This is a genomic window from Faecalibacterium sp. I4-1-79, assembly GCF_023347235.1.
Taxonomy (GTDB): Bacteria; Bacillota; Clostridia; order Oscillospirales; family Ruminococcaceae; genus Faecalibacterium; species Faecalibacterium tardum.
The window spans coordinates 130,667-155,234 of the sequence record NZ_CP094467.1 but is presented as its reverse complement, the minus strand read 5'-3'; the positions used below and the strand labels follow the sequence as shown (position 1 = coordinate 155,234).

Here is a 24,568-nt window from a genome sequence, read left to right as displayed (position 1 = left end):
CTTTTTCTGTGGGAACCCCTCCCGTGAAAATGGGTTTCAGGAAAGTCCGCAGACTTTCCTGAAACCCGAAATTTAAAATAATTCTTCCGCTATTGATGCGCAGATCAACGCGGAGCGCATTCAAAATCGTCCTCTTTCCCTCTACAACGAAAATTGACTAAAAAATTTTTATCTTTTCTGCAATGTTTGCGGCGGGTGATTCGTATTCAAGGTATAAGAGCCCGGAAAGGGCTCCGCAGTTATCGTGCGGCGGGTGGTTCCGGCTTCCCCCAGTCCCCCGCCAGCCGCACCGTTACGGAGGACAGATACAATGATGGCAAAGCTTGAACGCTCCCCGCAGCCCGCCCGCATGGAGGCTGTGAGCCGCGATGCACTGGTGCAGGCGGCGCTGCAGGAGATCACCCAAAATTATCGTGAGGCCAGCCTTTCCAATGTGGCAAGGGCTTATGGTGTTTCGCTGGCGTATGTCAGCGAGTGCGTGCGCGCCCAGACCGGGCGCACCTACAAGGAACTGCTGCAAAAGCACCGCATGGAAACTGCCGCGCGGCTGCTGCGCCGCAGCGATCTGAACATCCAGCAGATCATTGCGCAGGTGGGATACGAGAACACCAGCTACTTCTACCGCCTGTTCCACGAGCGCTACGGCCTGAGCCCCCGGGAGTACCGGCTGGTGCGCACCGGCGTCGCTCCTCGCCGCCCCACCGCATGAAGCCCTCTTTTGATTTGCCGCCCCCGACCGCCGTGCTGCCGCCCCGCGCACGGCGGTCTGTTTTTGCCGCAAAATGGAGAAAAATCTGGTGCTTTATGGAAAATTGTGTTATACTGAAATAAATGTACCCCGCGCGGCAGGGCGCGGGCAAGAGAGGATGAGTGGATATGTTTCGCGGAGCAGTAAGAGCGGATATGGCAAAGATCCTTGAAGTCTATGCCCGTGCGCGGGATTTCATGGCGAAAAACGGCAACCCCACCCAGTGGGGGGACAACTACCCCAGCCCGGAGCTGCTGGAAGAGGATATCGACACCAACCGGCTGTTCGTGTACATGGTAAACGGCCAGATGCAGGCGGTGTTTGCCTTTGTCCTTGGCGAGGACCCCACCTACAAGGTCATTGAGGACGGGCAGTGGCTCAACGACACCCTGCCCTACGGCACGCTGCACCGGCTGGCTTCGGCGGGCGAGAGCAAGGGCGTGGGCAAAGCAGTGGTGGAGTGGTGTCTGGAGCACTGCGAGAGCCTGCGCGCCGACACCCACGCCGACAACACGGTGATGCAGCACCTGCTGGAAAGCGAGGGCTTTACCCGCTGCGGCATCATCCATGTGGCGGACGGCACCCCGCGCATTGCCTACCAGCGGATGTCCCTGACCCAGAGCCAGCTGGGGTAAGCGGGAAAATAATTTTAATTTTGTGGTTCTGAAAAGTCTGCGGGCTTTTCAGAACCTTTTTTCATGGGTGGGGTCGTAACGGTGAACGGCAGTTGCAGCGTTGCTGCTATGGCAACTTTCTGCCTGCCGTCAGCGTGCAAGGACGCTCCGCTGGGCCAGAGGCAGGGAGGGGTGTTCCGACTCCCCCCTCCCTACCTCTGGACTCCACCCACCCCGCAACAGCAACGACGACGACCGCCGCCAGCGGCGGAAACAGGGAGGAGTTGTTGGGGCAGCGGCCAGCAAGACGCGAGTGCCGCCCAAGGCACGAAGCGGATGCTGGGTGCCGCAACCCGTTTCCAAGGGCTGCACGCCCTTGACAATCCTAAAGAAGAAGTCGAAGCACAAAAAAGCTAGCGCTGCGCCAGTCGGCGCTATCGCTTTAACGCTTTTTTCGCTTCTCCATTCGTAGCCCCTCAGTCGCTGCGCGACAGCTCCCCCAAGGGGGAGCAGACACGCCCGCAAGCTTTGCACTTCAGGCGCAAACTTTCCCGCCGTGCCAAAGGCTCCCTCCCAGAGGGAGCTGTCAAAACCGATAGGTTTTGACTGAGGGAGTTAAAGCTCCCCCCTCGGAGGAGCTGGCATCGCGCAGCGATGACTGAGAGGGTTTCCCTCGTCAAAACCGCAAAACTGTATTTTATACAAGTACAGTTTTCAAGGCAATTTTGCAAAAGGTTACAAAAAACGTGATTTGAGGCGTCAAAATGCCTGAAAACACTTCCTCTTTTTTGCCGTATGTGCTATAATGACAACTGTTCTTGTATAAGAAACAGGAAAATGTACGCGCTGGGCGTACAGTGTAAGAGGAGTGTTACGATATGAAAACCTTGAAAGCGGTTGTAGCAAAATACAACCAGACCAGCCTGATTCTGCGCATCCTGATCGGCCTGGCAGTCGGTTCGGTGCTGGCGCTTGTTGCGCCGGGCGCGGGTTGGGTAGGCGAGCTGGGCAGCCTGTTCGTCGGTGCGCTGAAGGGCATTGCCCCGGTGCTGGTGTTCGTCATTGTGGCAAGCGCACTGGCACAGGGCTCGTCCAAGCTGGACCGCCGCTTTGGCACCGTGATCTGGCTGTACATGCTCACCACCTTTCTGGCGGCAGCCATTGCGGTCGTCACCAGCTTTATGTTCCCGGTCACGGTGGTGCTGGCCGACGCGGCACAGTCTGACGTGATCCCGCAGGGCTTGGGCGAGGTGCTGAGCACCCTGCTGACCAACTTTGTGGCCAACCCCGTCAGCGCCCTGATGAACGGCAACTACATCGGCATCCTGTTCTGGGCCTGTATGTTCGGCATTGCCATGAAGAACATCGGCGCAGAGAGCACCAAGGTCTTTCTGGCAAACACCGCCGATGCCGTTTCTCAGATCGTGCGCTGGATCATCAATCTGGCACCCTTCGGCATCATGGGTCTGGTGTACACCAACGTTTCCGGCAACGGTCTTGCCATCTTTACCCAGTACGGCAAGCTGCTGGCGCTGCTGGTGGGCACCATGCTGTTCATGGCGCTGATCGTTTCCCCCTTTATCATGTTCGTTTACCTGCGCCGCAACCCGTACCCGCTGGTATTCCGCTGCCTGAAGGAGTCCGGCCTGACCGCTTTCTTCACCCGCAGCTCTGCCGCCAACATCCCCGTGAATATGTCCCTGTGTGAAAAGCTGGGTCTGGACAAGGATATGTACTCCGTGTCCATCCCGCTGGGCGCCACCATCAACATGGATGGTGCCGCCATCACCATTACCATCATGACGCTGGCAGCGGCCAATACGCTGGGCATTCAGGTGTCCCTGCCCGCCGCCATCGTGCTGAGCGCCATGAGCGCTCTGGGCGCCTGCGGCGCTTCCGGCGTGGCTGGCGGCTCCCTGCTGCTGATCCCCATGGCCTGCTCGCTGTTTGGCATCTCCAACGACATCGCCATGCAGATGGTGGGCGTGGGCTTCATCATCGGCGTGGTGCAGGACTCGGTGGAAACTGCCCTGAACTCTGCCGGTGACGTGGAATTTGCCGCCACCGCCGAGTATCACCAGTGGCTCAAGGAAGGCAAGCCCCTGCCGGCTTTCCTGAAGGTCTGATCGCATCATAGCACAAACAAAGCAGCCGCTGCACGAGAAAGTGCGGCGGCTGCTTTTTGCGTGGGACGATTTTGAATGCGCTCCGCGTTGCTTTGCGCATAATCAGCGGAAAGATTATTATAATTTGTGGCTCAGAAACGCCTGCGGGCGTTTCTGAGCCACTTTTTCACGGGTGGGGAACCCCTTCCGTCATCGCCTGCGGCGATGCCACCTTCCCCAAGGGGACGGCTTCAGCGGTGACGGGTAACTTTACGGCATTGCCAAAAGGCGTCCCCTTGGGGGAGCTGGCGAACGTAGTGAGCCTGAGGGGGTAATTCCCCCGCCGCAAACTTTCCCGCCATGCCAAAGGCTCCCTCCCGTGAGTCAAAACCACCGGCTGAGCCGGTGGCTTGAGTAAGCCCTAGAAGGGCATAATACTAGCAAAGCCCCTTAAGGGGCCACGAGCAAGCATCTTTCATCTGCATTACCTGCCCTACCGCTCTAACGAGCTATGTTGCAAAGTGCATCTTCTAAGATGACAATTTCTTTGTCATCTCTCTTCGCTCGAATCTTATAGCTAAAGCATTTTCTACTCCACCAGCGGAGCTGGTGGTTGTCGCTCGCTCAAGCTACCCAAAACAAGGGAGCGGAACGTCCGCAGACGTTCCGCTCCCCAAAATTTAAATCATACTTCCGCTATTGATGTGCATAGCGAACGCGGCGCACATTTAAAATGGTTTTACCCAAACAGCACCACGGCGTATCTTACGCCGTCCTTTACCACGTAGGCAACGCCCAGCTTGGTTTTGCCCTCTGCCGCTTTGGTCATAGCTTCGGGATAAGTGCCGTCCTTCGGCAGGACAAAGATAATGTCCGAGGGGTCGTCGGCGTCCGGCTTCCAGTCAAAGCCCGGGGTAAAGGTATCAGTGCCCAGAATGCCCATGCCCATGTTTTCAAACGCAGTGGCGTAGCTCTTCTTCTCCAGATAGGTTTTTACAACATTGTCTACATGGGCCCAGCGGTAAAGCTCGGTCTTGTCCTTGTCCTTGCTCGTATCGCAGGACACCGAAGAGTCGGTGACCCAGCTTGCGATGGTATAGGCTTTGTCGCTCAGCTCCTCGCTGTAGCTCACCTTGAATCTATCGCACAGCGCCTTTGCGCTTTCAGCAGTGGAGCGCTTCGGCACCATGGGCGCACCCACGCTGGCATCGCAGGCGGTGAACACGGTCAGTGCCATCAGGCTGACCAGCAGGCAGGCCAGCAGTTTTTTCCAGTTTTTCATAAAACGATGCTCCTTTCCGTTCCGGGGTCGTTGCGGGTCTGCATCCGCACGGACGCAGTTCTTTTTGCTTTCTTCTGCATCCATGATACCTTTTTTTAACAGGAAATGCAATCGTTTCGGCGTAAAAAACAGGCTGCCGTGCAAAAAACACGGCAGCCTGCGGAAAAGGCTTTATTTTGCGTACTCCACAGCGCGGCTCTCGCGGATGACGTTGACCTTGATCTGGCCGGGGTAATCCAGCGTATCCTCGATCTTTTTTGCGATAGCGCGTGCCAGCAGGATGACCTGATCGTCGCTGATGACGTCGGGCTTGACCAGAATTCGCACCTCGCGGCCTGCCTGTACGGCAAAGGCCTGCTCCACGCCCTCGAAGCCGGAGGAGATCTCCTCCAGATTTTCAAGGCGCTTGACGTAGCTTTCCACGTTCTCGCGGCGGGCACCCGGGCGGGCGGCGCTGATGGCGTCGGCAGCCTGAATGATGAAGGCCAGCGGGGTCTTGGGCTCCACGTCGCCGTGGTGTGCCTCAATGGCGTGGATGATCTGGGTGTTCTCCTTGTACTTGCGGCAGATGTCCACGCCGATCTGGACGTGGCTGCCCTCGATCTCGTGATCCAGTGCCTTGCCGATATCATGCAGCAGACCGGCGCGGCGTGCCATGGTGACGTTCACGCCCATCTCGCCTGCCAGCAGACCGGCCACCCAAGCCACTTCCATGCTGTGGGTCAGGGCGTTCTGGCCAAAGCTGGTGCGGTACTTCAGCCGACCGATCAGCTTGATCAGATCCGGGTGCAGGCCGTGGATGCCCAGCTCCATCACCGCACGCTCGCCCTCACGCTTCATCTGCAGTTCCAGATCGTGGCGGCACTTTTCCACCGTCTCCTCGATGCGGGCGGGGTGGATGCGGCCATCGCCGATCAGGCGCTCCAGCGTCATGCGGGCCACCTCGCGGCGGGTCTGGTCGAAGGAGGACAGGGTAATGGCCTCCGGGGTATCGTCGATGATCAGATCCACGCCGGTAGCGGTTTCCAGTGCGCGGATGTTGCGGCCCTCGCGGCCGATGATGCGGCCCTTCATTTCATCGCTGGGCAGCGGCACCACGCTGACGGTGGTCTCGCTGCAATGGTCGGCAGCGCAGCGGCTGACGGCCTGTCCGATGAGGTTGCGGGCGATGTTATCGCAGTTTTCCTTCAGGTCGGTCTCGTAGGCGGCAACGCGCACGGCCTTTTCGTGGGTCAGCTCCTCGTCCACCTTGTGCAGCAGCACCTCGCGGGCGTCCTCCTGGCTCAGGCCGGCCAGCGTTTCCAGACGCTCCATCTCCTTGGCGCGCAAAGCATCGATCTCTGCCAGACGCTCCTCGGCCTCGGCAGCGCGCTTTTTCAGCTCTTCTTCCTTCTTTTCCAGCGCTTCGGTCTTGCGGTCCAGCGCCGTTTCCTTCTGGTCGATGCGGTTCTCCTGACGGCTGATCTCCGCACGGCGCTGCTTGATTTCCTTGTCGGCCTCTGCCTTCTGGGCATCGACCTCGGCTTTCAGACGGAAAGCCTCGTCCTTTGCTTCCAGAACCGCTTCCTTGCGCTTCTGGTCGGCGGTCTTGATCGCCTCGTTCACCAGCCGGGTAGCCTCGGCCTCGGCGCTGCCGATCTGGGCTTCAGCGGTCTTTTTACGGTTGTTGTAACCAATAAAATAGCCCGCAGCCACACCGACAACAGCAACGATCAAGGCCACGATCACTCCGATCGCGGTCATTGCGTTCACTCTCCTTTGTTTCAATTCAATGCAAAATTAAAAGCAGGAGACGCTGCGCAGCAGGACACGGGCAATGATATAGAAAGAGCTTTCAATCCAAAAAGTGACACCAAAAGCATACGCACCGCCCAAAACCGGCGGCACGGGCAAAAGCATACGGCTTTTCTCTTTACGGTTCCATTTTATATCAAACAGGCACGCTTTGCCTGAAACGGGTACAGGGTCACACTGAAACCTGCGTACAGCGTCTTTGATTCCATACTACTAAATATAGTACGAAACATTTGCCCGCTTGTCAAGAGGAAAACCCTGCCCGCAGAACATTTTGTGCAGAAAAACAAAAATAAGACGGCTGCGGCAGGCACCCCCCCCCAAACCAAAAGGGCTGCCCCGGGTAACGGAGCAGCCCTTTCGGCTTATGATGAAAAGAAGAAAATGAAGGAGAATGGCTTATTATTTGGCGGCTTTTTCGCCCTCCGGGAAGATGATCTTATTCACAAAGAAGAAGATGACCATGGAGATACCGCCGTTGAGGACGGTGGTGCCGATGTTGTAGATGAAGTCCGGCACCAGCAGGCCTGCCACCGCCACCCAGATGCAGTTGATGGAGTTGACGATGCAGGTGATGATGCAGAACGCCAGCACATACCAGCCGATCTGCTTTGCCAGATTGCCCTTGCTGCGGAACACAAAGTTACGCTGGATGGGGAAGTTGATGCACTCGCCGATGACCATGGCGATCATGTAGGCGCAGAAGTAGGGCAGACCGCCGTGGGCGGCATCGTAGCCGAGGATATTCCACTTGAAGGTCTCGCCGAACAGGGTAATGTCGATGCCCGGCCAGCCGAAATCCACCACCGGCAGGCTTGCAAAGGCCTTGGGCAGAAACTGCAGCAGCAGGTACTTGAACACAGTGATGAGGTTGGACACGATGACGAACAGACCGCCCTCGCGCACCCACTTGGCAGCGGCGGGGTGCTTTGCCGCGAAGTTATTCCAGAAATTCATAGCCTGCTTCCTTTCAGCTGTTTTTCAGACGCTCTTCCATGCGGCTGTTCAGCACAAGGTTCTTCACGGCCTCCACGATCACCCGCACAAGGCCGATGATCCAGAAGCCCTGCAGCTCCATCACGATGCCGTCCACCATGCCCATGCTGATAGCGCCGTTGGTCATTTTGGCCAGCGCACGCAGAGGCATATTGTACTGGAACAGGATGTTCAGGTCGGGCTTGCCTTTTTTGATGCTGCGGCGCAGCAGGGCACCCAGTACCGCCGCTGCCAGCCAGCCGATGGGGCTGCGTCCGTGTCCCATCTCGCCCAGCGTCATGTTGCGGTCGATGTGCACTTTGTTCTCCGGGATGGCATGGCCCAGCAGCGCTTCAAACTCCGCGTCCGGCACGTTCTGCACCTGCGCGGTGCGGTAATGCTCCAGATTTTTGCCCGCATAGGGGTCGGGTGCGCCGGTGCCCGCCACCGTGACAGCGGCAGTCAAGCGGATATCGGCGCTGGAAGCGCCCACCAGCAGCTGATAGCTGCCGCCCTCCACCTCCCAGCGGTCGGTCTTGACGTTCCAGTAGCGGAACGCCTTATCGTCCAGCGGGATGGCGACGGTCTTGCTCTCTCCGGCTTCCAGCTGCACCTTGGTAAAGCCCTTCAGCTCCTTGACGGGGCGGAAAACCTTTGCATCCGGCTTTGCCACATACAGCTGCACCACCTCGGCACCTGCACAGCTGCCGGTGTTGGTGACAGTCAGGGTCACGCCCTTTTCGTCTGCTTTCAGGTCACTGTACGCAAAGCTAGTGTAGCTCAGGCCGTAGCCGAAGGGGAAGGCGGTGGGCACACCGGCGGTGTCGTAGTAGCGGTAGCCCACATACAGACCCTCGCGGTACTCCACAGTGGGGCCGTCGCCGCCGAAATGCGCCTTTGCGGGGGTGTCGGCGTAGCTGCGCGCCCAGGTCTCAGCCAGCTTACCGCAGGGGTTCTGCGCGCCGGTGAGCACCTCGACCAGTGCGCCCGCACCGGCCTGACCGCCCAGACAGCCGTAGACCAGCGCCTTGCAGTCCTTGACCCATGCGCTTTCCAGCGAGGAGCCTGCACTCAGCAGCACCACCACGTTGGGGTTTGCCGCCGCCACAGCTGCCAGCAGTTCCAGCTGGTTCTCTGCCAGCTTCATGTCGGCGCGGTCGATGCCCTCGCTCTCCTTGATCTCGTCCAGACCCATGCACAGCAGCACCACATTGGCGTTCTTTGCCAGCAGCACCGCCTCGGCTTTCAGTGCCCCATCGGGCTTGCCCTGCCGGTCAAAGCCCTTGGCGTAGCCGACGCTGTTCAGGCCGCTTTCGGCAAGGCAGTCCAGAAAGGAATCCACCTTGATGGAGTTGACGGCGCTGGAGCCTGCACCCTGATAGCGGGGGGTCTCGGCAAAGTCGCCGATGACCGCCACCTTTTCCCCTTTTGCAAGGGGCAGCAGGCTGTTTTCGTTCTTCAGCAGCACGATGCTCTGGGCAGCAGCCCGGCGTGCCAGTGCGTGGTGGGCGTCGGCATCGAACTTGCCGGGTGCGGCGTCCACCGCCGCCTTGGTGGTAAACACCAGTTCCAGCAGCTCCTCCAGCCGGGCGTCCACGTCCGCTTCGGTGATCTTGCCGGTCTGCACCGCCTTCATCAGCTCCCGGATGGCGTCCCCGCCGGGGGCAGGCATTTCCAGCGTAGAGCCGTTCTTTACGCCCAAGGCGTGGTCGTTGCTGCCGCCCCAGTCGGTGACCACCGCGCCGTCAAAGCCCCAGTCCCTGCGCAGGATATCCATGAGCAGGTGGGCGTTCTCGTTGGCGTAGGTGCCGTTGACAAGGTTATAGGCGGACATGATGGTCTTGGGCTGTGCCTCCTTGACCACCATCTCGAAGCCGGTCAGGTAAATTTCCCGCAGGGTGCGCTCGTCCACGATGGAATCCGAGGCCATGCGGCGCAGCTCCTGACTGTTCACGGCAAAGTGTTTGGGGCAGGCGGCAATGCCGTTTTTCTGGATGCCGCGGACGTAGGCCGCCGCCATCTTACCGGCAAGGTAGGGATCCTCCGAGAAATACTCGAAGTTGCGGCCGCACAGGGGGCTGCGCTTGATGTTCAGGCCGGGGCCCAGCAGCACCGACACGCCCTGTGCCGCTGCTTCTTCGCCCATGGCTGCGCCCACAGCCTCGCCCAGCGCGGGGTCCCAGCTGTTGGCCACGGTAGCCGAGGTAGGGAAGCAGGTGGCGGGCACACTGGGGTTCAGGCCCAGATGGTCGGCTGCGCCCGCCTGCTTGCGCACGCCGTTAGGGCCGTCCGACAGGGTAATGGCCGAGATGCCCTTGCCCGGCAGCGCCCGGGTTGTGAACACCGTGCCGCCGCTCAGCAGGGCGCATTTCTGTTCCAGAGACAAGCTCTTGATGATATCTGTGTGTTTCATGGGTCTCTCCTGACAATCAAAAAAAAGGGGGCGGGCGTTTGCCCGCCGCCCCTTCTGTTCCTATGTGTTGATCAGACGGTTTTTACGTCCTCTTTCTTTTTGCGGAAGCGGAGGATCGTCAGAACGGCCAGAACCACGATCAGACCGCCGCAGACACCATCCACTGCGTAGATGACCTTCTGGTAAGGCTCGACCTTTGCCAGATAACGGCTGCCCGGCATACCGCCGTTCATTGCCTTGGAGTTTGCAATGGTGTACAGGATATTGTGAACTGCCTCACGGCCATAGTGATAATCCGAAACATCATTCTTATTGAAGGTATAACGTGCGCCGGTGGGCAGGTTGGTCAGCTTGCCGTCTGCACCGGCCTGGATCATCTGGCCAGCGTCCATAAAGACACCGGTGTTTGCGTTGTCGGTGATGATAAAGCCGTGGAAGCCCCACTCGTTGCGCAGCAGGCCGGTGATCATGTTGTAGTTGCCGCCGGCCCAGGTATAGCCAACGCGGTTGAAGGAGGTCATGATGCCGGTGACGGACGGGATCTCGGTGGTGGCATTGCTGTAAGTGCCGTCGCCGTTGTCCTTTGCATAGTTCATCTCGACCTTATCAGACTTGACGCACATCTCAAAGGGCTTGAGGTAGATCTCGCGGGCCGCCTGCTCGTTCAGGAAGGTCGCAATGCTGTACTGGCCTTCACGGTCGCCGCGGTGGTCCTCCTGATCGTTGATGGCGTAATGCTTGACAAAGACATACATACCGCGGGAGGCGACACCCTCACACTCGAGGGAAGCAATGTGACCGCCGATGAACGGATCCTCGGAGTAATACTCGCTGTTGCGGCCGGAGAATGCAGTGCGGTGCATGTTGACTGCCGGTGCATACCAGCCATCGACATCCAGATAGTAGGACTCGTCGCCAATGTTCTCGCCGTAGTGAGTGGCCAGATCATCGTTGTAGGTCTGTGCCAGAACGATCACGCCGCAGTGCGTGATGTTGCCCTTGAAGTAGAGGTTGCCGCTTGCATCGAAACCGAAGTTGATCAGGCCGGTGGCAGTATCTCGGTCGGTCGCGGAGGGCTTATCCACCGACTTGATGGCTGCCGTACCATAGCCGGACTGGGTGATCAGGGTCTGGTAATCGCTGGGGGTCAGCTGGTCGAGCAGGTCGTTCCACTTGGGGTCGTTGTAATCCAGACCACGCATATCGATCAGGCCGAGGCCGTTGTCCTTGCCGTAGACAAGCTCATCGGTCAGGGTAGAAGGATCGGTGGGGTTCAGGGAATCGAAGGAATCCAGCTTTGCCAGATCCTCGCTGCTGATGGTCTTATAGTAAGTATAGGAAGCGGGGTTGCCGTTTGCATCGGTGCCGTTGATGGGGTTGCCCCAGGTGCTGATCTGGTCGCTGACCTCGCCGTCAACGGTCGGCCAGGTGCCAGTCCAGTCACTGCGGGAGAGATACTGCAGCCCGCCGTTTGCATGATCCAGCTGGTTGGTGACCTCCACGCCGGTGGTGGTGTCGTTCTTATAGGTCGTGGTATCCACGGTGCCGTTGGCCGGGGTATAGGTCGCCACAAACCCGGCGTCACCATCGGCGGTCATGCCATCTTCCACAGTCTTGCCCTTGACGGCAAGGATGTTGTTGACAGCATCGTGTGCATTCTTAGCTGCGGTGATGTAGTAGTCACCGGCATCCAGGATGTAGGTCTTGGCGTTGGTGTAGTCGTAGGACTTCAGCTGTTCCTGGTCAAAGGTGACCGTCACGGTCTCGCTTGCACCGGGAGCCAGCTCCGAGGTCTTGGCGTAACCGACCAGTTCAACGGCAGCCTTTTCCACCTTGTTGGCCTTGTCATAATCGGTGTAAGGGCTCTGTGCGTAGACTTCCACAACGTCCTTGCCTGCAACAGAACCGGTGTTGGTGACCTTGACGGTCACAGTGCAGGTATCGCCATCCCAGCTGGTATCGTAATCAGACCACTCGAAATCCGTGTAGGACAGGCCGTAGCCGAAGGGGTACATCACAGCATCGTCGTAGTTGTAATCGCCCGCATTGCCCTGACCGAGGACTTTATCCTCGTAACGGGTCTCGTAGTAGCGGTAGCCAACATAGATGCCCTCTTTGTAGCTGACGTAGTTGTACTTGGTGAGGTTGCCATTCTCATCGTAGTAGGCAAAGTCGCCGAAGTTCTGCGCCGCCGGGCTGTTCATGGCATCCACTTCATAGGTATCCACGGTGCGGCCGGAAGGATTGACCTTGCCGGAGAAGATCTCTGCCAGAGAGCACAGGCCGTAGTCGCCCATGGCAGGAGCCGAGATGACCGTGTGGATGCTGGGATAATCCTCCACCCAGCTCAGATCGACCGCTGCACTGGAGTTGAGCAGCAGCACGACATCGTCAAAGTTGTCGTTCAGGTACTGGAGAATCTCCAGTTCCACGGAATCCGGCTCGAGGTAGGTCTTGGTCTTGTCCTCTTCCACATCGGTGTGGTTGTACATGGAGCGCGGCATATCGCGGCCCTCGCCAGCCACACGGCTGAACACAAAAACGGGAACAGTGCCCTGCATGGAGTCGGTCAGACCCGGCTCTGCTTTCATGACAGACAGGGGGCATTCGTTGATGGAAAAGTCCTCGTCATCACCGTAGGAAACAGAACCGGCGCCCAGACCGTAGTCCTTGCCGTTGCCTTCGGAATAGAATTTCCAGAGTGCTTCGTTAACGCCAAAGCCTGCATCTTCAAAAGCAGTTTTCATATCGACCTTATTGCCGCCAATGTAGCTGACAGCAGAATGGCTGACAAAACTGAAGGTCGTATCCGTGCTGTACGGCATCTTGCCAGCGTCGTTTTTCAGCAGAACGATGCCCTCTGCTGCGATCTGCTTGTTCAGGGCGATCTCATCCTCAACCAGCGCATCCTCTGTGTCAAAGCCGGGCTTGCCGTACTCCATGTTGATGCCTTCGGTCTTTGCCTTGCTGTTGTCGATGCCTCCGCTCTTCAGGCCCAAAATGCTCTGCACGCTGCTGGCGTTGGGCGGGATCAGCACATTGGCCGCAACTATACCGCCCGCCAATGCGACACACAACACACCCGAAACGACAGTTTTGATGATCTTGCCCATCATCTTACTGTCCTTCTTTTTCTGTGCCATAACTGTTAACTCCTTCTCTTTTGGGTACACGACCCGGTTCATAGCTGTTCTCCGGAGCGCGTCCGCTCCTTTGCTTGATGTCATTTTATCATATATACTGCAGAACGAACCGTTCTCCGCACAATCTGTCGTTTTGGATGCATAATTTGCAGAAGTTACAATAAGGTTTCAAATTTTATTGTGCACATACACAAATATTGCCGCATTATATTTGTGCACCCTGCCAGACAACAAAAAACGGCAGGGGATACCTGCCGTAAAAATTCATTTGTTTTTTGACAGCGGAAATAAGATCCGCAGGGTGCACCAGTTGTTTTCCCAGTGCAGCGTCATGCTGCCGCCGTGCTGCCCGACGGTGGTGCGGACGCTTTTCAGGTCCGACCCCTGCTGCGGCAGGCCGTCCGCATCCAGTGCGGGGGCAGTCTCTGTATAGTGCTCGAACCGCAGCATGGCAAAGCCGCCCTGACTGTACACCGCCACCTTGATGAGCCGCTTTTCGGGGTCCGGCTCGGCGCGCACGGCGGCAATGGCGTTGTCCAGCGCCACGCCCACGATGGTACACAGCTCCCGGATGGTGAGAAAGCCCAGCATCCTGCCGTCCGCTACGCTGGTGATGGTGATATTCTCCTGCTGGCATTCCATGGTCTTGGCGGTGAGCAGGGTATCCAGCACCGGGTTGCCGGTCTTGTTCTCGGCCTCGTACTGGCGGATGTTCTTCTCCATGGCGGCAATGGCGGCGTTCTGCTTGGTCTGATCCTGCTCCTCCCGGATGCGGGCAAGCTGGACTTTCAGTTCATGGTACCGCCGGTTGATGAGGTTGATGCCCTCCTTGCTGCGCTTGTACTGCTCGTACTGGCGGTGCAGCACCTCATCCATGGCGGCAAGCTCGCTGTGCAAAGCGTTCTCCCGCAGCTGCTCGTGCTGCACGGTCAGGATCAGCACGCCGGAAAAATCCACCAGAGTGCGGATGGAAAAAATGCTCATGTTGATCTCGCTGCCCGGCAAAAAGCCGAGATTGCTCACCGCAAAGGCGGTCAGCGCCAGCATGACCGCCGTCAGGGCGGCGCTGCCGCTGATCTCCAGATGCCCGGCAGGCTGGGGTCTGATGTGCAGCAGATAGCTCATCCCCCCGAACAGCGCCCCGTACACCAGCGCCAGCAGCAGCAAAGACAGCGGCTCCCACGGGCTGCGGGCAGGCCAGAGAGCGCAGTGCAGCTGCCACTCCACGCTGGCGGCAAGCTCTGCCAGAATAAACGCCCGGGCGCAGTGATACCCGGCCTCCAGCAGGGTGATGCTCCACACACCCCATAAGTATAAGTAGGAAAGCCCGATGGCCGTCACCATGCAGGGGATCCAGAACCCGCCGGGCACGTTGCCGGTCAGCCCCAGAAAGGCCGACAGCACCGCCGCCCACAGCAGGGTGACCCCCACGGTAACTGCCTTGGAAAAGCGGGGTGCAAGCGCCGGGGTGACCAGCAGCACCGCCAGACACTCGGCAAGGGCGGTGTACAGCCGGGGGATATCCGGCAGCGCGGTCATGAGCCTTCACCTCCGATGTAATCGGTCAGGGCGGCAAGAAAGGCCTTGCGCTTGGGGCGGCTGATCTGCAGCTCATAGGGTCCCACCTGCACCGTGTTCTGCTGCACCGCCTGCACCTGCGCCAGATTTACCAGGTAGCCGCTGTTGCACCGGGCAAAGGGGCAGTCTGCCAGCTTTTCCTCAAAGGTCTTGAGGGCGCCGGGGGCAGAAAAATCGCCCTCGTCGGTGTAAAAGTGTACCCGGTGCCCCTCACTTTCCAAGTAATAGATGCTTGCGGTGTTCAGTCGGCGCAGCCCGCCCTCCACCGGCACAGTGAGGTAGCGCTTTGCCCGCTTTTCCAGCCGGGTAACGGCCTTGAGCAGCTGCTGCGAAAAGGCAAAGTAGGGCACCGGCTTCAGCACATAGTCCAGCGCCCCCACCGAGTAGCCCCGGATGGCGTACTGCGCCATGTTGGTGATAAAGATCAGGATGACGTCTGCATCCATCTGCCGGATGCGCTCTGCCGTGGCCATGCCGTCCAGATGCTTCATCTCCACATCCAGAAAAATAATATCGTAGACCGCGCGGTAATCCTCCAGAAGGTCCACCCCGTCCGCAAAGACCGACACTTCAAATTCTGTCCCGTACTGCCGGGTATACCGCCGGACATACTCCTGCAATACCCCCTGTACCTCCGCGTCATCCTCTACGATCGCCACCCGGATCATGACCGCACCTCCCTTACCACACCTTTGTGGAACTGTTACGGCTCTATTATAGCGCAATCCCGTCCGGTTTGCCAAGGGGCATCCGCACAAAGGGCAGGGCAGCCCACAGGCCGTCCTGCCCTTTGTATTGAAGTTTCTTGCGGTTACGCCCAGTTCTTCCGGCCGTAGCGGGTGGTCAGCTGGGTCTTTTTCAGCCGCCAGCCAGACCATCAACCACATTGAGAACCCGAACCTTCTGGCCACAAAGATCATCGTGCCGCATAAGCTCATCCCCCGGGAGAGCTGCTGCCCGCCGGAGGAGCAGCGCTAGGAAGTGCTTTTTCAGCGATACAGTGTCCGCTTCCGGGAGCTGCCGCGCAGCGCTTGATATACTGCCCCCAGAGTAGACAGCGTAAAAAACGCTGCATCCTCCGGGGGTATTTTTACGCCAAAAAGGCACAAAAGAATGCCCGCCCAGCTGTGGAAAACCACGGTGGGCGGGCATTTTGCGTTTTATTGTTCGTGCCGCTGTAAAAGCATTCAGAGGGCGGCGGTCTGGGGTACCAGCCGGAAGAGCATTACGGGCAGCTCGCTGTTTACAAAATCCAGCGTAAGGATGATCTTTCCGCGCTTTGTTTCAAAAGGCATCTCGGTCTGTGTGCCGTCCGGGGCAATGCGCACAAGCGTTTTGCCTTCCAGCAATCCGGCGGGCAGCGCGAGCCTTACCCGGCCGGTGGGCTGCGTCAGGCTGCCTGCGGTCTCAAATGCCACACTCAGGTATTCCCCATTCGTCCGCGCAGTCACATCCTCCGCAGAAAGGCTGCCGCTGAGCGGCCATGCCGTTGCGGCGTCGATCATTTCCAGCTGCGCGGCGTTTTCTGCCTGCCCGCACACGGGGCAGAAGGTCAGCGTTTCGCCTTCCGCAGTGCGGAAAGTAAACTTCCGGCAATCCGTGCTGCCAGTGTGCGCGCAGCCCTGCCGCAGACAATCGGCGCTCTGAGAGCCGGTTCCGTTCGGGGACCATGCACCGAACTGGTGTCCCAGCTTATCGGTCGGGTCTGCGGTGTAGCTGTCTTTGCAGCGGGAGCAGGTAAAGATGGTGTAGCCGTCTGCTTCACAGGTGGGGTCTACGGTAACAGCCTGATAATCATGCTTCAGTGCGGGCAGTTCCGCATAGGTGGTATAGTCGCAGCGGGAGCAGGTTTCGTAAGCATTCCAGCCGGGTTCCGTACAGGTGGGAGCTTGCGCGTCGTGATTCACCAGATCATGGTTCAGCGCGGGCAGTTCCGCATAGGTGGTATAGTTGCAGCGGGAGCAGGTTTTGTAAGCATCCCAGCCCTTTTCCGTACAGGTGGGAGCTTTTGCTGCGTGCTGCACCAGAGCATGGTTCAGCGCGGGCAGTTCCGCATAGGTGGTATAATCGCAGCGGGAGCAGGTTTTGTAAGCATTCCAGCCGATTTCCGTACAGGTGGGGGCTTGCGCGTCGTGATTCACCAGATCATGGTTCAGTGCGGGCTGCTCCGCATAGGTGGTATAGTTGCAGCGGGAGCAGGTTTTGTAAGCATCCCAGCCGATTTCCGTACAGGTAGGGGCTTTTGCATCGTGATTCACCAGATCATGGTTCAGCGCGGGCAGTTCCGCATAGGTGGTATAGTCACAACGGGAGCAGGTTTCGTAAGCGTTCCAGCCGGGTTTCGTACAGGTGGGGGCTTTTGCTGCGTGCTGCTTCAAATCATGCTGTGCGGGCAGCTCTGTATAGGTGGTATAGCCGCAGCTGACGCAGAGGTCGTAAGCGTCCCAGCCGATTTCCGTACAGGTGGGGGCTTTTGCACGGAAATGCACCAGATCATGGTTATTTGGGTCTTTTTCGCCGTATTCCGTATCACACACCTCACAGACCGCTTTGGTGGTGCAGGTTGCTTTGCCTCCGGTACACTTTGCAGTATCAACTTCGCGGCAGTAGTTCGTGCAGCTGCGGGTGTGCGTGCCGTTGCCGGCGGATGACCACTCGCCCCATGCGTGACCGCCGTAGTAACTCCCTCCGCAAGTATTGCACATTCCCAGAGTGTCGCAGGTCGCGTAGCCGCCGCTGCAGCTTCCAGTCTCTTCTGCGTTGCAGCGCTTGCATCTGCGGGTGTGCGTGCCGTTGCTGGCGTAGTTAGGCGTCCACGCGCCCCAGTCGTGACCAAGAATGCCGTATTCCGCGCCGCATTTTTCACAGGTTTTGCCTGTGGTGCAGGTGAACGTTCCGGTGCCGCCGGAGTGTTTCTCACCAAACCTATAATGGATTTCGCAGTTCGGGCATCCATTTTTTACAATGATCGAATGGCGCTTTGAATCATATTGTTTATATTCGATGACCTCATATTCTCCATCATACCCACAGGAGGGGCATTTTTTCGTGACTGTTTCTGCCGCCGCTTTTAACATGATCCCCGGTATCAGGCACACCATTGCCAGCACCGTCAAACACCCGATCAGCCATTTTTTCATGTTGTTCCCTCCTTATCATCAAACCTTGTTATCCTTTCAGATCAAACTGCACGGACAGCGATGCAAGCACGGCATCTACCACCTTCCGCGCCTGGGCAAGCATATCGATCTCCGCCACAAAAGCGATGACCTGCTCGCGCTCCTGCGCGGGGACCTGCAGCGCACTCAGGCTCATGCTCAGGAACCGCCGTATTTTGCGCTCCAGCGTAAAGTAGGGGTCGCACCGCCGTGCCATGTAGCCGCGCATCATGCCAGCCGTGCCCAGCTCCATCTCGTAGAAATCGCACTCGGCGCACCCGGGCAGATACGCGCTGAACGCCGCCTGCAGCTCTGCCGTGGTACTGCGGTGGATGATCTCCGCCGTGGCGGGGAAGGTGTACGCTTCCACATAGATATCCCGCAGATTCTCGCTCAGCTCGGTCATCGCCAGCTGCAAAGCCGTCTCCACCGCGTAGAGGTACACCGGCGAGGGGGCGTTTGCCGCCAGCGGCCTTACCGCGCCGAACTGCCTGCTGAACATCATGCCGATCAGCTCGGTCAGCACACCGTCCTTGGTGCGGAAAATATTCTGGAACGACCCGGCAGAAACATCTGCTTCCTTTAAAATTTCTGCCACCTTGGTGTTCGTGTAGCCTTTTTCCAGAAAAAGCCGGACACAGGCGGTCAGGATCCGCCGTTTTGCTTCTTTGCTGTCGTATCTGCGCGCCATTGGAAATCATCCTTTTCTATAATTGGTTTCTGACCCAATTATATATTGATTTGAAAATTGCGTCAAGTAGACTTTTCAGGGCGTGTTTTGGGCAGTTTGACGAGGGAGCGCTTTCTGCGGGTGCGCATCCGGGCAAAACAAAGCGCAATGGACATTGCTGTTATCCGCTGCCGCAGCCAGACAGTTCGCGGCAGCAAAAAAGAGGCCACCGAGCGGGGTGACCTCTTTTCAGCGTATTTTCAGCGCAAAGCCCGCAGCAGCCCGTAGACAACCAGCAGACACAAGGGGATGCCGACGCACCATGTCGATGACCAGAATTCAGAATCAAATCCGCATAGCCCAGCGGGTCATTATAGGCGAGATAGTCTAACTCCGACCTCTGCGCCATGGTCACGTCCAGTGCATCCTCGACCCCGGTGCCGTGGAGGACGAGTACGGCAACACCCCTGCACAACGGGCAGAGCTGGACTGGCTGCTGTATAATAAGCCCTTGGAGTATGCACAGATGGTACTGAGAGGGGAGATAGAGCGTTATCTGTCACTTGGCTGTGACCACGGCAGACTGGAAGATTAAGCCCCTATAAAGAACACGATGCCCACCGACCTATGGTTTTCGCCATAAGCTGGTGGGCATCTGTTGTTCTGGCTTATAATTCACTGATGGTTGCAGTAATGGGCTGCATGAGGATTCGCCTGACCGGGTTATATACTGCCAGCACCACAGCCGCCAGCACGACTACGACAATCACGGCAAGACAGCCCCACGGCATCTGCCACGCTGCACCGAAATAATGGGTGATGAGCAGGATATACAGCTTCCGATTCAGCACAAGACCCAGCGCAATGCCCACCACAAGACCGGACACCGCATAGGTGCCAGCTTCGGCAGAGATCATGCGTTTCAGCTGTGCATCATCCATCCCGATGGCACGCAGGATGCCATACTGCTTCATTCGTGCCGACACGCTCATGGAAATGCTGTTGACGATGTTCAGAATGGTGATTCCTGCAATCACGAGGAGAAACGCATAGACCACCAGATGGAACGCCCAGTAGGTGCTTTGTATCATCCGATTTCCTTCGATTCGGTTGGAAAAAACAACCTGCTTGTTTAACGTGTCGCTCAGCAGGGTGTGTATTTGTGCAATGGCTGCGTCTGCTGTGGTATCTTTTAGTTGAATATCGATCACCGCATAGCGGTTTTGCCCGGTCAGCTGATGGAAGGTTTCTTCGGTGCAGATAACAATCGGGGAATCGGTACTACTGAACGGGCTGTCGTTCAATACACCCACGACTGTGAGCTTTGCATCCTCCAGCTGGATGGTATCACCCACGGTCAGGGAGTTGCTTTTGTCGAATACCGTCAGCACAGGGTATGTGCCATCCTCCGGCTCCTGCGGAAGGGTTCCGCCAATCAGGTCTTTTTTCGCCCAGCCAAACTGTATCGTATCGTATGAAATCAGGTCGATGGACCCCTGTTTTCCCTGATATTCCGCCGGGAGCGGGCAATACATCCGCCCGAATGCGTGTTTGACTTCCGGCAGAGCATCCAGCTGCTCCACCAGCACCGGGTCAAGGACATTTTGCCCGGATGTTTCAGCCACCGATAAGTCCGGTGTGTAGGGCTGCAACGGATTCAGCGCAAATCCAACCCATCGAAGCAAAACCGAAAAGCTCAAAAACAGGAGAATGCTTAACGCAAAGGAACCTGTCATCAGAAGCAAGTTCTTTTTGGACGAGGTTGCATGGCTCACACCCAGAGAAAGCTCTGCACGACTTCCAAACAACCGGGCATGACACGGAGAGGCCGCTGCATTTTCCACCGCATTCCCAGTTGCTGCTGTGATCGGAGAAGCTTTTGCCGCCCGCCGTGCCGGAGAAGATGCCGCGAGCCAAACCGTGATAAGTCCCAGCGCGGAACCACAGAGAACACCGACCGGGCTGATGCCAAGCACTGGTAAAGAGCTGAACTCCTCGCCGATAAATCCACGCAGAAAGGAACACAATCCCCATGTGGAAACGATTCCCAGCACACATCCTGCTGGAACAGCAGTTTTACACCAGAAAAGGGCTTCCAGCCGGACAAGCATCCGAACCTGATTTTTTCCTGCCCCAAGACAACGCAGCATTCCATAATAGCTGGTACGCTGCGCTACATTGCTGTTGATGCTGCCTGTGATCATAAAAATTCCGGCAAGGACGACCATGCCAGCCAACACAGCCGCTACCGCATATAAGCCTACAATATAATCGCTGTTGCTGCTTGCGTTCAACGCCATCAGGTAAGTATTTTCGGAGATTTTTTCTTCTGAAATTCCGTACTTGTTTTCGATGTTCACAATGGACTGCCGCAAATTGGTACGTGGCTTGAACTGGATGAAATACTGTGTTTCAAAGGATTCTTCTGCCTGTGCGGCAATCTGAGAAAATGTACTGCGGTTCATCACCAGCACAACAGCATCATACTGGTTCGCATCGGAGGTATCCTCATTGAAACCTGCGACAGTAAGCGAAATGGTCTGTCCATCCGGGAGCGTCAGCGGAATCGCTGTACCGACCGTAACATCCAGCCAATCCCGGATGTTTGCTGTCACGAGCACTTCGCCATCCGCCGGGGCAGTGCTGCACTGCATTCCCGGAAAGATTTGAAGGATCGCATCATCTGCTCCTACCAGTGCGGCACGTTTATCTCCGGCAAAGTAGTTTTCCGTAAGGGAAGCGTTGATGTCGCTATACGCCGAAAATGCAGCAACATCCTCCTGTGCGGCAAGCTCTGCGGCTGTTTCCGGGGAGATGTCCTTTACCATGATATGCCAGTTTCCGTTTTTGTTCAGCTGGTTTGAGGTTTCCATCCGAATCGCCATATCTGCCATACTGAACACCGCCGTGACCAGAAACACCGCAAGGACGATGCACAAAATCGTCATGCGGTTCTGCCGTCTGCGTACCTTGGCAGAAATCGGGATCAGGCTCAGATAGCTTTTCATTTCTGTGCTGCTCATTCCCGGCACCTCCCAAAATCGGTCAGGCAGCCGTCCGATACCTGCAGCACCCGGTCTGCCGTCTGCGCAATGCTGCGGTTGTGGGTGATCATCAGGATGGTCTGCTCGTATTTCCGGGATGTTTCTTTTAGCAGGGCAATGACCTCGCTGGTGTTCTGGGTGTCCAGATTGCCGGTCGGCTCATCCGCCAAAATCAGGGAAGGGCGGGTCATCAGGGCGCGGCCGATGGCTACCCGTTGCTGCTGCCCACCGGAAAGCTGACTTGGCAGATGCTTCCGACGGTCTTTCAGATTCAGCACGGTCAGCAGTTCTTCCAGATATGCCCTGTCCGGCTTTTGGTAGTCCAGCAGCACCGGGAACAGGATGTTCTGTTCTACGGTCAGTTCCGGGATGAGGTTGAATGCCTGAAAGATAAAACCGATATTGCGGCGGCGGAAGATCGTCAGCTTCCGGTCTTTCATGGCAAAAACATCCTTGCCATCAATCAGCACCTTGCCGGAAGTCGGCGTATCCAGTCCGCCAATCAGATTGAGCAGGGTGCTTTTGCCGGAGCCGGATTCGCCAACGACCGCCACATATTCGCCTTTCGGCACGGAAAAGCTAACATCTTTCAGCGCATGGACAGCGGTTTCTCCGCTGCCGTAGGTCTTGCAGAGATGGTTGACTTCTAATAGTTCCATAGTGTATCCCTCACTTTGCAGGTTCCTTCGATTCAGACGGATTCTCTCTGTCTGTGCAGAAAAGGATAACACGTCAACCTTACTGCAAGCCTACACGCAGCCTACAATTTTGTAGGAATCGGAAAATTCAGCGTAAAGGTCGTGCCCTTTCCCAGCTCGCTGTCTACTTCAATGGTGCCGTGATGGGCTTCCACAACGGCTTTTGCCAGCGGCAGACCCAGCCCGATGCCCTGTGTATCCTGTGAAAAGCGGCTGCGATAAAACCGTTTGAAGATATGGTACAAATCTTCCGGGTGGATGCCGCTGCCGTTGTCGCGCACTTTGATCTGAACCATGGACGGCAGTGCATTCCACTCTACCTGAATCGTATCTCCGCTCTTTGTGTGGTCAAGGGCATTCTTTACAAGATTGTCCACAGCTTCCTGCATCCAGTCACGGTCGCACCAAAGTGTAACCGCCTCTGAGCCGGACAGAACAAGCTTTTTCTGTTCCTGCTTGGCACGATAGTGATACTGCCGCGCGATGTCCTGCACCATTTCAGCAACATTTTCGTTTTTCTTCTCCAAGACGACCGAACCGGCATCCAGCCGGGTGATTTTGAGCAGATTCTGCACCAGCGTTTCGATGCGGTCCAACTCCTGTTCGGACAGGTCTGCAAACTCTTTGACCTCCGACGGCGAAACAGCTTCGTCCTGAAGCAGACCGTTGTAGATATTCAACGCCGCCAGCGGTGTTTTGAGCTGGTGCGAAATATCTGCAATGGTATTTTTCAAAAAACGCTTCTCCCGCTGCTCGTTGTCTGCGTGTGCGCTCAGAACTGCCGCCAATGCATTAACGGAGTGAAACAGACGGTAAAATTCTCCCTCCCGGTCGCAGCACAGTCGTGCATCCGGGTTGCCATCCAGACAGCTTTGGATTTGCTGGACTGCCTGTTCCAGAAGCGCGCTCTGCCTTTGGAAATAGCGAAAAAGCACGCCCCAGAGGCAACCGCCCAGAAGCAGAAAAACCAATGGTAACCCGAAAGAAAATACATGCGTCGTATGCCATACGATGCCCTGCGTGAGAGCCAATGCCACCGCCCAGACCGCCAGCACGGCTTGGAACAAATTTCGGATCTCCCGGTTTGCGAATACTTTCATACGGCACCTTTACCCATTCCATTTATAGCCCATGCCGCGGACAGTCAGCAGCATCTGCGGTTTGCCGGGGTCGTCCTCAATCTTCATCCGCAGCCGCCGGATGTACACTGTTAAGGCACTGCTGTCAATGTAATCCCCATCGCAGTCCCACAGTGCATCCAGAATTTGTTCCTTGGATAGCACGGCATTCGGATGCTGCATAAAGAAGCAGAGCAGCTTGTACTCTGCGCCGGTCAGTTCCAGCAATACTCCGTTTTTGTATGCCTGCCCCTGCAACAGCCGGACGGTGATGCTGCCCGATTCCAGTACGGGTTCTCCTGCGCTGGACGCATTTGCACGGCGAAGCAGTGCATTGACCCGCGACAACAGGACACCCAGCTTGAACGGCTTGGTCAGGTAATCATCCCCGCCCAGTTCCAGCCCCATGATGATATTCATTTCCTCATCCGAAGCAGTCAGGAACAGAATCGGCACGTTGGATGTGCGCCGCACCTTCTGGCAGAAATCGAAGCCAGAGCCATCCGGCAGGGAAACATCCAGCACCAGCAGGTCATATTTTCTGTCTGACCACAGCACCTCGGCTTCTGCCAGTGTCCGGGCTGTATCCAGTGCAAAGCCCTGTTTCTTGAATGCAAAGGTCAGCCCACTGATCAGGCTCAGATCATCTTCCAAAAGGAACAGTTTTCTCATGATTCCCTCTCTTTTCCGCGTTTTGTGTGTCCTACAGGTTCAAAAGCATTATAAGTTTTTTCTGCGAACATTACAATGTGCGAAACGGAAATTGTTTCTTGCCGTGTGTTAAATATAAGTCCTACTGTCACTGCTTTACTGCAATAAAATTTGCAAAACCATCTTGGCGCTCGCTGCAATCCGTAATGCTCTTTATCGCAAATCCCACCGAGCTTGTCGGGGCAACGCCCCTCCATCTTGCTGCGCAAGACCGCTCTGCCGCTTAAAAGCCCCACTGGGGCTTTCATTGCTATGCAAACGCGGACTTTCAGAAAAGTACAGAACGGCGAGGATTTATTCCCCATGAAAATTTTTACCGCCCCGCAACACACCCGATCTATTTTGCCGCTTACTTCATCCGACAAAATCATCGCTGCGCTGCGTGGGCGGTATTTTTCTTTTTCACAAATAAAATCTTATGTAGTTGTTCAATCTTCCAAAATTTGTTTTTGGTTGTTGACTGCACAACCGCAAAGTGTTATTCTTGTGCTTGAAAGAAGCAGGTTGTAGTGTCCGC

19 protein-coding genes and 1 pseudogene are annotated in these 24,568 nt (G+C 56.9%); 5 read left to right on the top strand and 15 right to left on the bottom strand.

Annotation, left to right across the window (positions count from 1 at the left end):
• The first annotated feature begins 310 nt into the window (after positions 1 to 310).
• The 3 genes from MTP36_RS00730 (at position 311) to sstT (ending at position 3,488) form a co-directional block, all read left to right on the top strand.
• Entirely contained in the window at positions 311 to 709 is a 399-nt protein-coding gene (locus MTP36_RS00730) for a helix-turn-helix transcriptional regulator (protein WP_097779329.1), read from the top strand.
• Positions 710 to 903: 194 nt separating this feature from the next.
• A complete protein-coding gene (locus MTP36_RS00725; protein WP_249252792.1) occupies positions 904 to 1,383 on the top strand; it encodes a GNAT family N-acetyltransferase in 480 nt (159 codons plus the stop codon).
• Between the two features lie 866 nt (positions 1,384 to 2,249).
• The gene (gene sstT, locus MTP36_RS00720) at positions 2,250 to 3,488 is read left to right on the top strand and encodes a serine/threonine transporter SstT (RefSeq protein WP_249254446.1); all 1,239 of its coding nucleotides are present in this window, start codon (positions 2,250 to 2,252) and stop codon (positions 3,486 to 3,488) included.
• Between the two features lie 718 nt (positions 3,489 to 4,206).
• Here the strand turns inward: sstT and MTP36_RS00715 are convergent.
• The 7 genes from MTP36_RS00715 to MTP36_RS00685 form a co-directional block, all read right to left on the bottom strand.
• Entirely contained in the window at positions 4,207 to 4,749 is a 543-nt protein-coding gene (locus MTP36_RS00715) for a hypothetical protein (RefSeq protein WP_249252791.1), read from the bottom strand.
• Between the two features lie 171 nt (positions 4,750 to 4,920).
• On the bottom strand, positions 4,921 to 6,492 hold the full coding sequence (gene rny / locus MTP36_RS00710; protein ID WP_097785208.1) for a ribonuclease Y: 1,572 nt from the start codon (positions 6,490 to 6,492) through the stop codon (positions 4,921 to 4,923).
• Positions 6,493 to 6,945: 453 nt separating this feature from the next.
• Positions 6,946 to 7,500, bottom strand: a complete 555-nt coding sequence (locus tag MTP36_RS00705; protein ID WP_097779324.1) for a GtrA family protein — start codon at positions 7,498 to 7,500, stop codon at positions 6,946 to 6,948.
• A gap of 13 nt (positions 7,501 to 7,513) precedes the next feature.
• On the bottom strand, positions 7,514 to 9,931 hold the full coding sequence (locus MTP36_RS00700) for a glycoside hydrolase family 3 C-terminal domain-containing protein (RefSeq protein WP_249252789.1): 2,418 nt from the start codon (positions 9,929 to 9,931) through the stop codon (positions 7,514 to 7,516).
• 71 nt (positions 9,932 to 10,002) lie between these two features.
• A complete protein-coding gene (locus MTP36_RS00695) occupies positions 10,003 to 13,074 on the bottom strand; it encodes a glycoside hydrolase family 3 N-terminal domain-containing protein (protein ID WP_249252787.1) in 3,072 nt (1,023 codons plus the stop codon).
• 264 nt (positions 13,075 to 13,338) lie between these two features.
• Positions 13,339 to 14,613 (bottom strand): GHKL domain-containing protein, encoded by a 1,275-nt coding sequence (locus MTP36_RS00690; protein WP_249252785.1) that lies wholly within the window; start codon positions 14,611 to 14,613, stop codon positions 13,339 to 13,341.
• Positions 14,610 to 15,320: a LytR/AlgR family response regulator transcription factor gene (locus MTP36_RS00685; protein ID WP_249252784.1), complete on the bottom strand. Its 711-nt coding sequence runs from the start codon at positions 15,318 to 15,320 to the stop codon at positions 14,610 to 14,612. Before MTP36_RS00685 ends, MTP36_RS00690 begins: the two co-directional genes overlap by 4 nt.
• 127 nt (positions 15,321 to 15,447) lie before the next feature.
• Between MTP36_RS00685 and MTP36_RS00680 the strand changes: the two genes are divergently transcribed.
• Positions 15,448 to 15,630, top strand: coding sequence for a hypothetical protein (locus tag MTP36_RS00680; protein WP_249254452.1), 183 nt, complete (start codon positions 15,448 to 15,450; stop codon positions 15,628 to 15,630).
• Positions 15,631 to 15,839: 209 nt separating this feature from the next.
• On the opposite strand, the gene MTP36_RS00675 is transcribed toward MTP36_RS00680, so the two are convergent.
• The 3 genes and pseudogenes from MTP36_RS00675 to MTP36_RS00665 all read right to left on the bottom strand — a co-directional run.
• Entirely contained in the window at positions 15,840 to 17,792 is a 1,953-nt protein-coding gene (locus MTP36_RS00675; protein ID WP_249252782.1) for a hypothetical protein, read from the bottom strand.
• Between the two features lie 28 nt (positions 17,793 to 17,820).
• Positions 17,821 to 18,501, bottom strand: a complete 681-nt coding sequence (locus MTP36_RS00670) for a TetR/AcrR family transcriptional regulator (protein ID WP_112091680.1) — start codon at positions 18,499 to 18,501, stop codon at positions 17,821 to 17,823.
• 316 nt (positions 18,502 to 18,817) lie between these two features.
• Positions 18,818 to 18,919 (bottom strand): annotated as a pseudogene (locus MTP36_RS00665) (DUF6061 family protein); the annotation flags it as partial.
• Between MTP36_RS00665 and MTP36_RS00660 the strand changes: the two are divergent.
• Entirely contained in the window at positions 18,881 to 19,075 is a 195-nt protein-coding gene (locus MTP36_RS00660; protein ID WP_435387736.1) for a DUF6061 family protein, read from the top strand. The pseudogene MTP36_RS00665 and the gene MTP36_RS00660 sit on opposite strands and share 39 nt — an antisense overlap.
• Before the next feature lie 73 nt (positions 19,076 to 19,148).
• On the opposite strand, the gene MTP36_RS00655 is transcribed toward MTP36_RS00660, so the two are convergent.
• From MTP36_RS00655 to MTP36_RS00635, 5 genes are all read right to left on the bottom strand, one after another.
• Positions 19,149 to 21,488, bottom strand: a complete 2,340-nt coding sequence (locus MTP36_RS00655; RefSeq protein ID WP_442900294.1) for an ABC transporter permease — start codon at positions 21,486 to 21,488, stop codon at positions 19,149 to 19,151.
• An 11-nt stretch (positions 21,489 to 21,499) separates the two neighbouring features.
• Positions 21,500 to 22,183 carry an ABC transporter ATP-binding protein gene (locus tag MTP36_RS00650; RefSeq protein ID WP_147610143.1) on the bottom strand — a complete coding sequence of 228 codons (684 nt, stop codon included), beginning with the start codon at positions 22,181 to 22,183 and terminating at the stop codon, positions 21,500 to 21,502.
• Between the two features lie 101 nt (positions 22,184 to 22,284).
• Positions 22,285 to 23,322 (bottom strand): HAMP domain-containing sensor histidine kinase, encoded by a 1,038-nt coding sequence (locus MTP36_RS00645; protein WP_249252778.1) that lies wholly within the window; start codon positions 23,320 to 23,322, stop codon positions 22,285 to 22,287.
• 9 nt (positions 23,323 to 23,331) lie between these two features.
• Positions 23,332 to 24,012: a response regulator transcription factor gene (locus MTP36_RS00640; protein WP_112146629.1), complete on the bottom strand. Its 681-nt coding sequence runs from the start codon at positions 24,010 to 24,012 to the stop codon at positions 23,332 to 23,334.
• A complete protein-coding gene (locus MTP36_RS00635) occupies positions 24,009 to 24,416 on the bottom strand; it encodes a hypothetical protein (RefSeq protein ID WP_249252776.1) in 408 nt (135 codons plus the stop codon). Before MTP36_RS00635 ends, MTP36_RS00640 begins: the two co-directional genes overlap by 4 nt.
• Positions 24,417 to 24,568 lie beyond the last annotated feature (152 nt).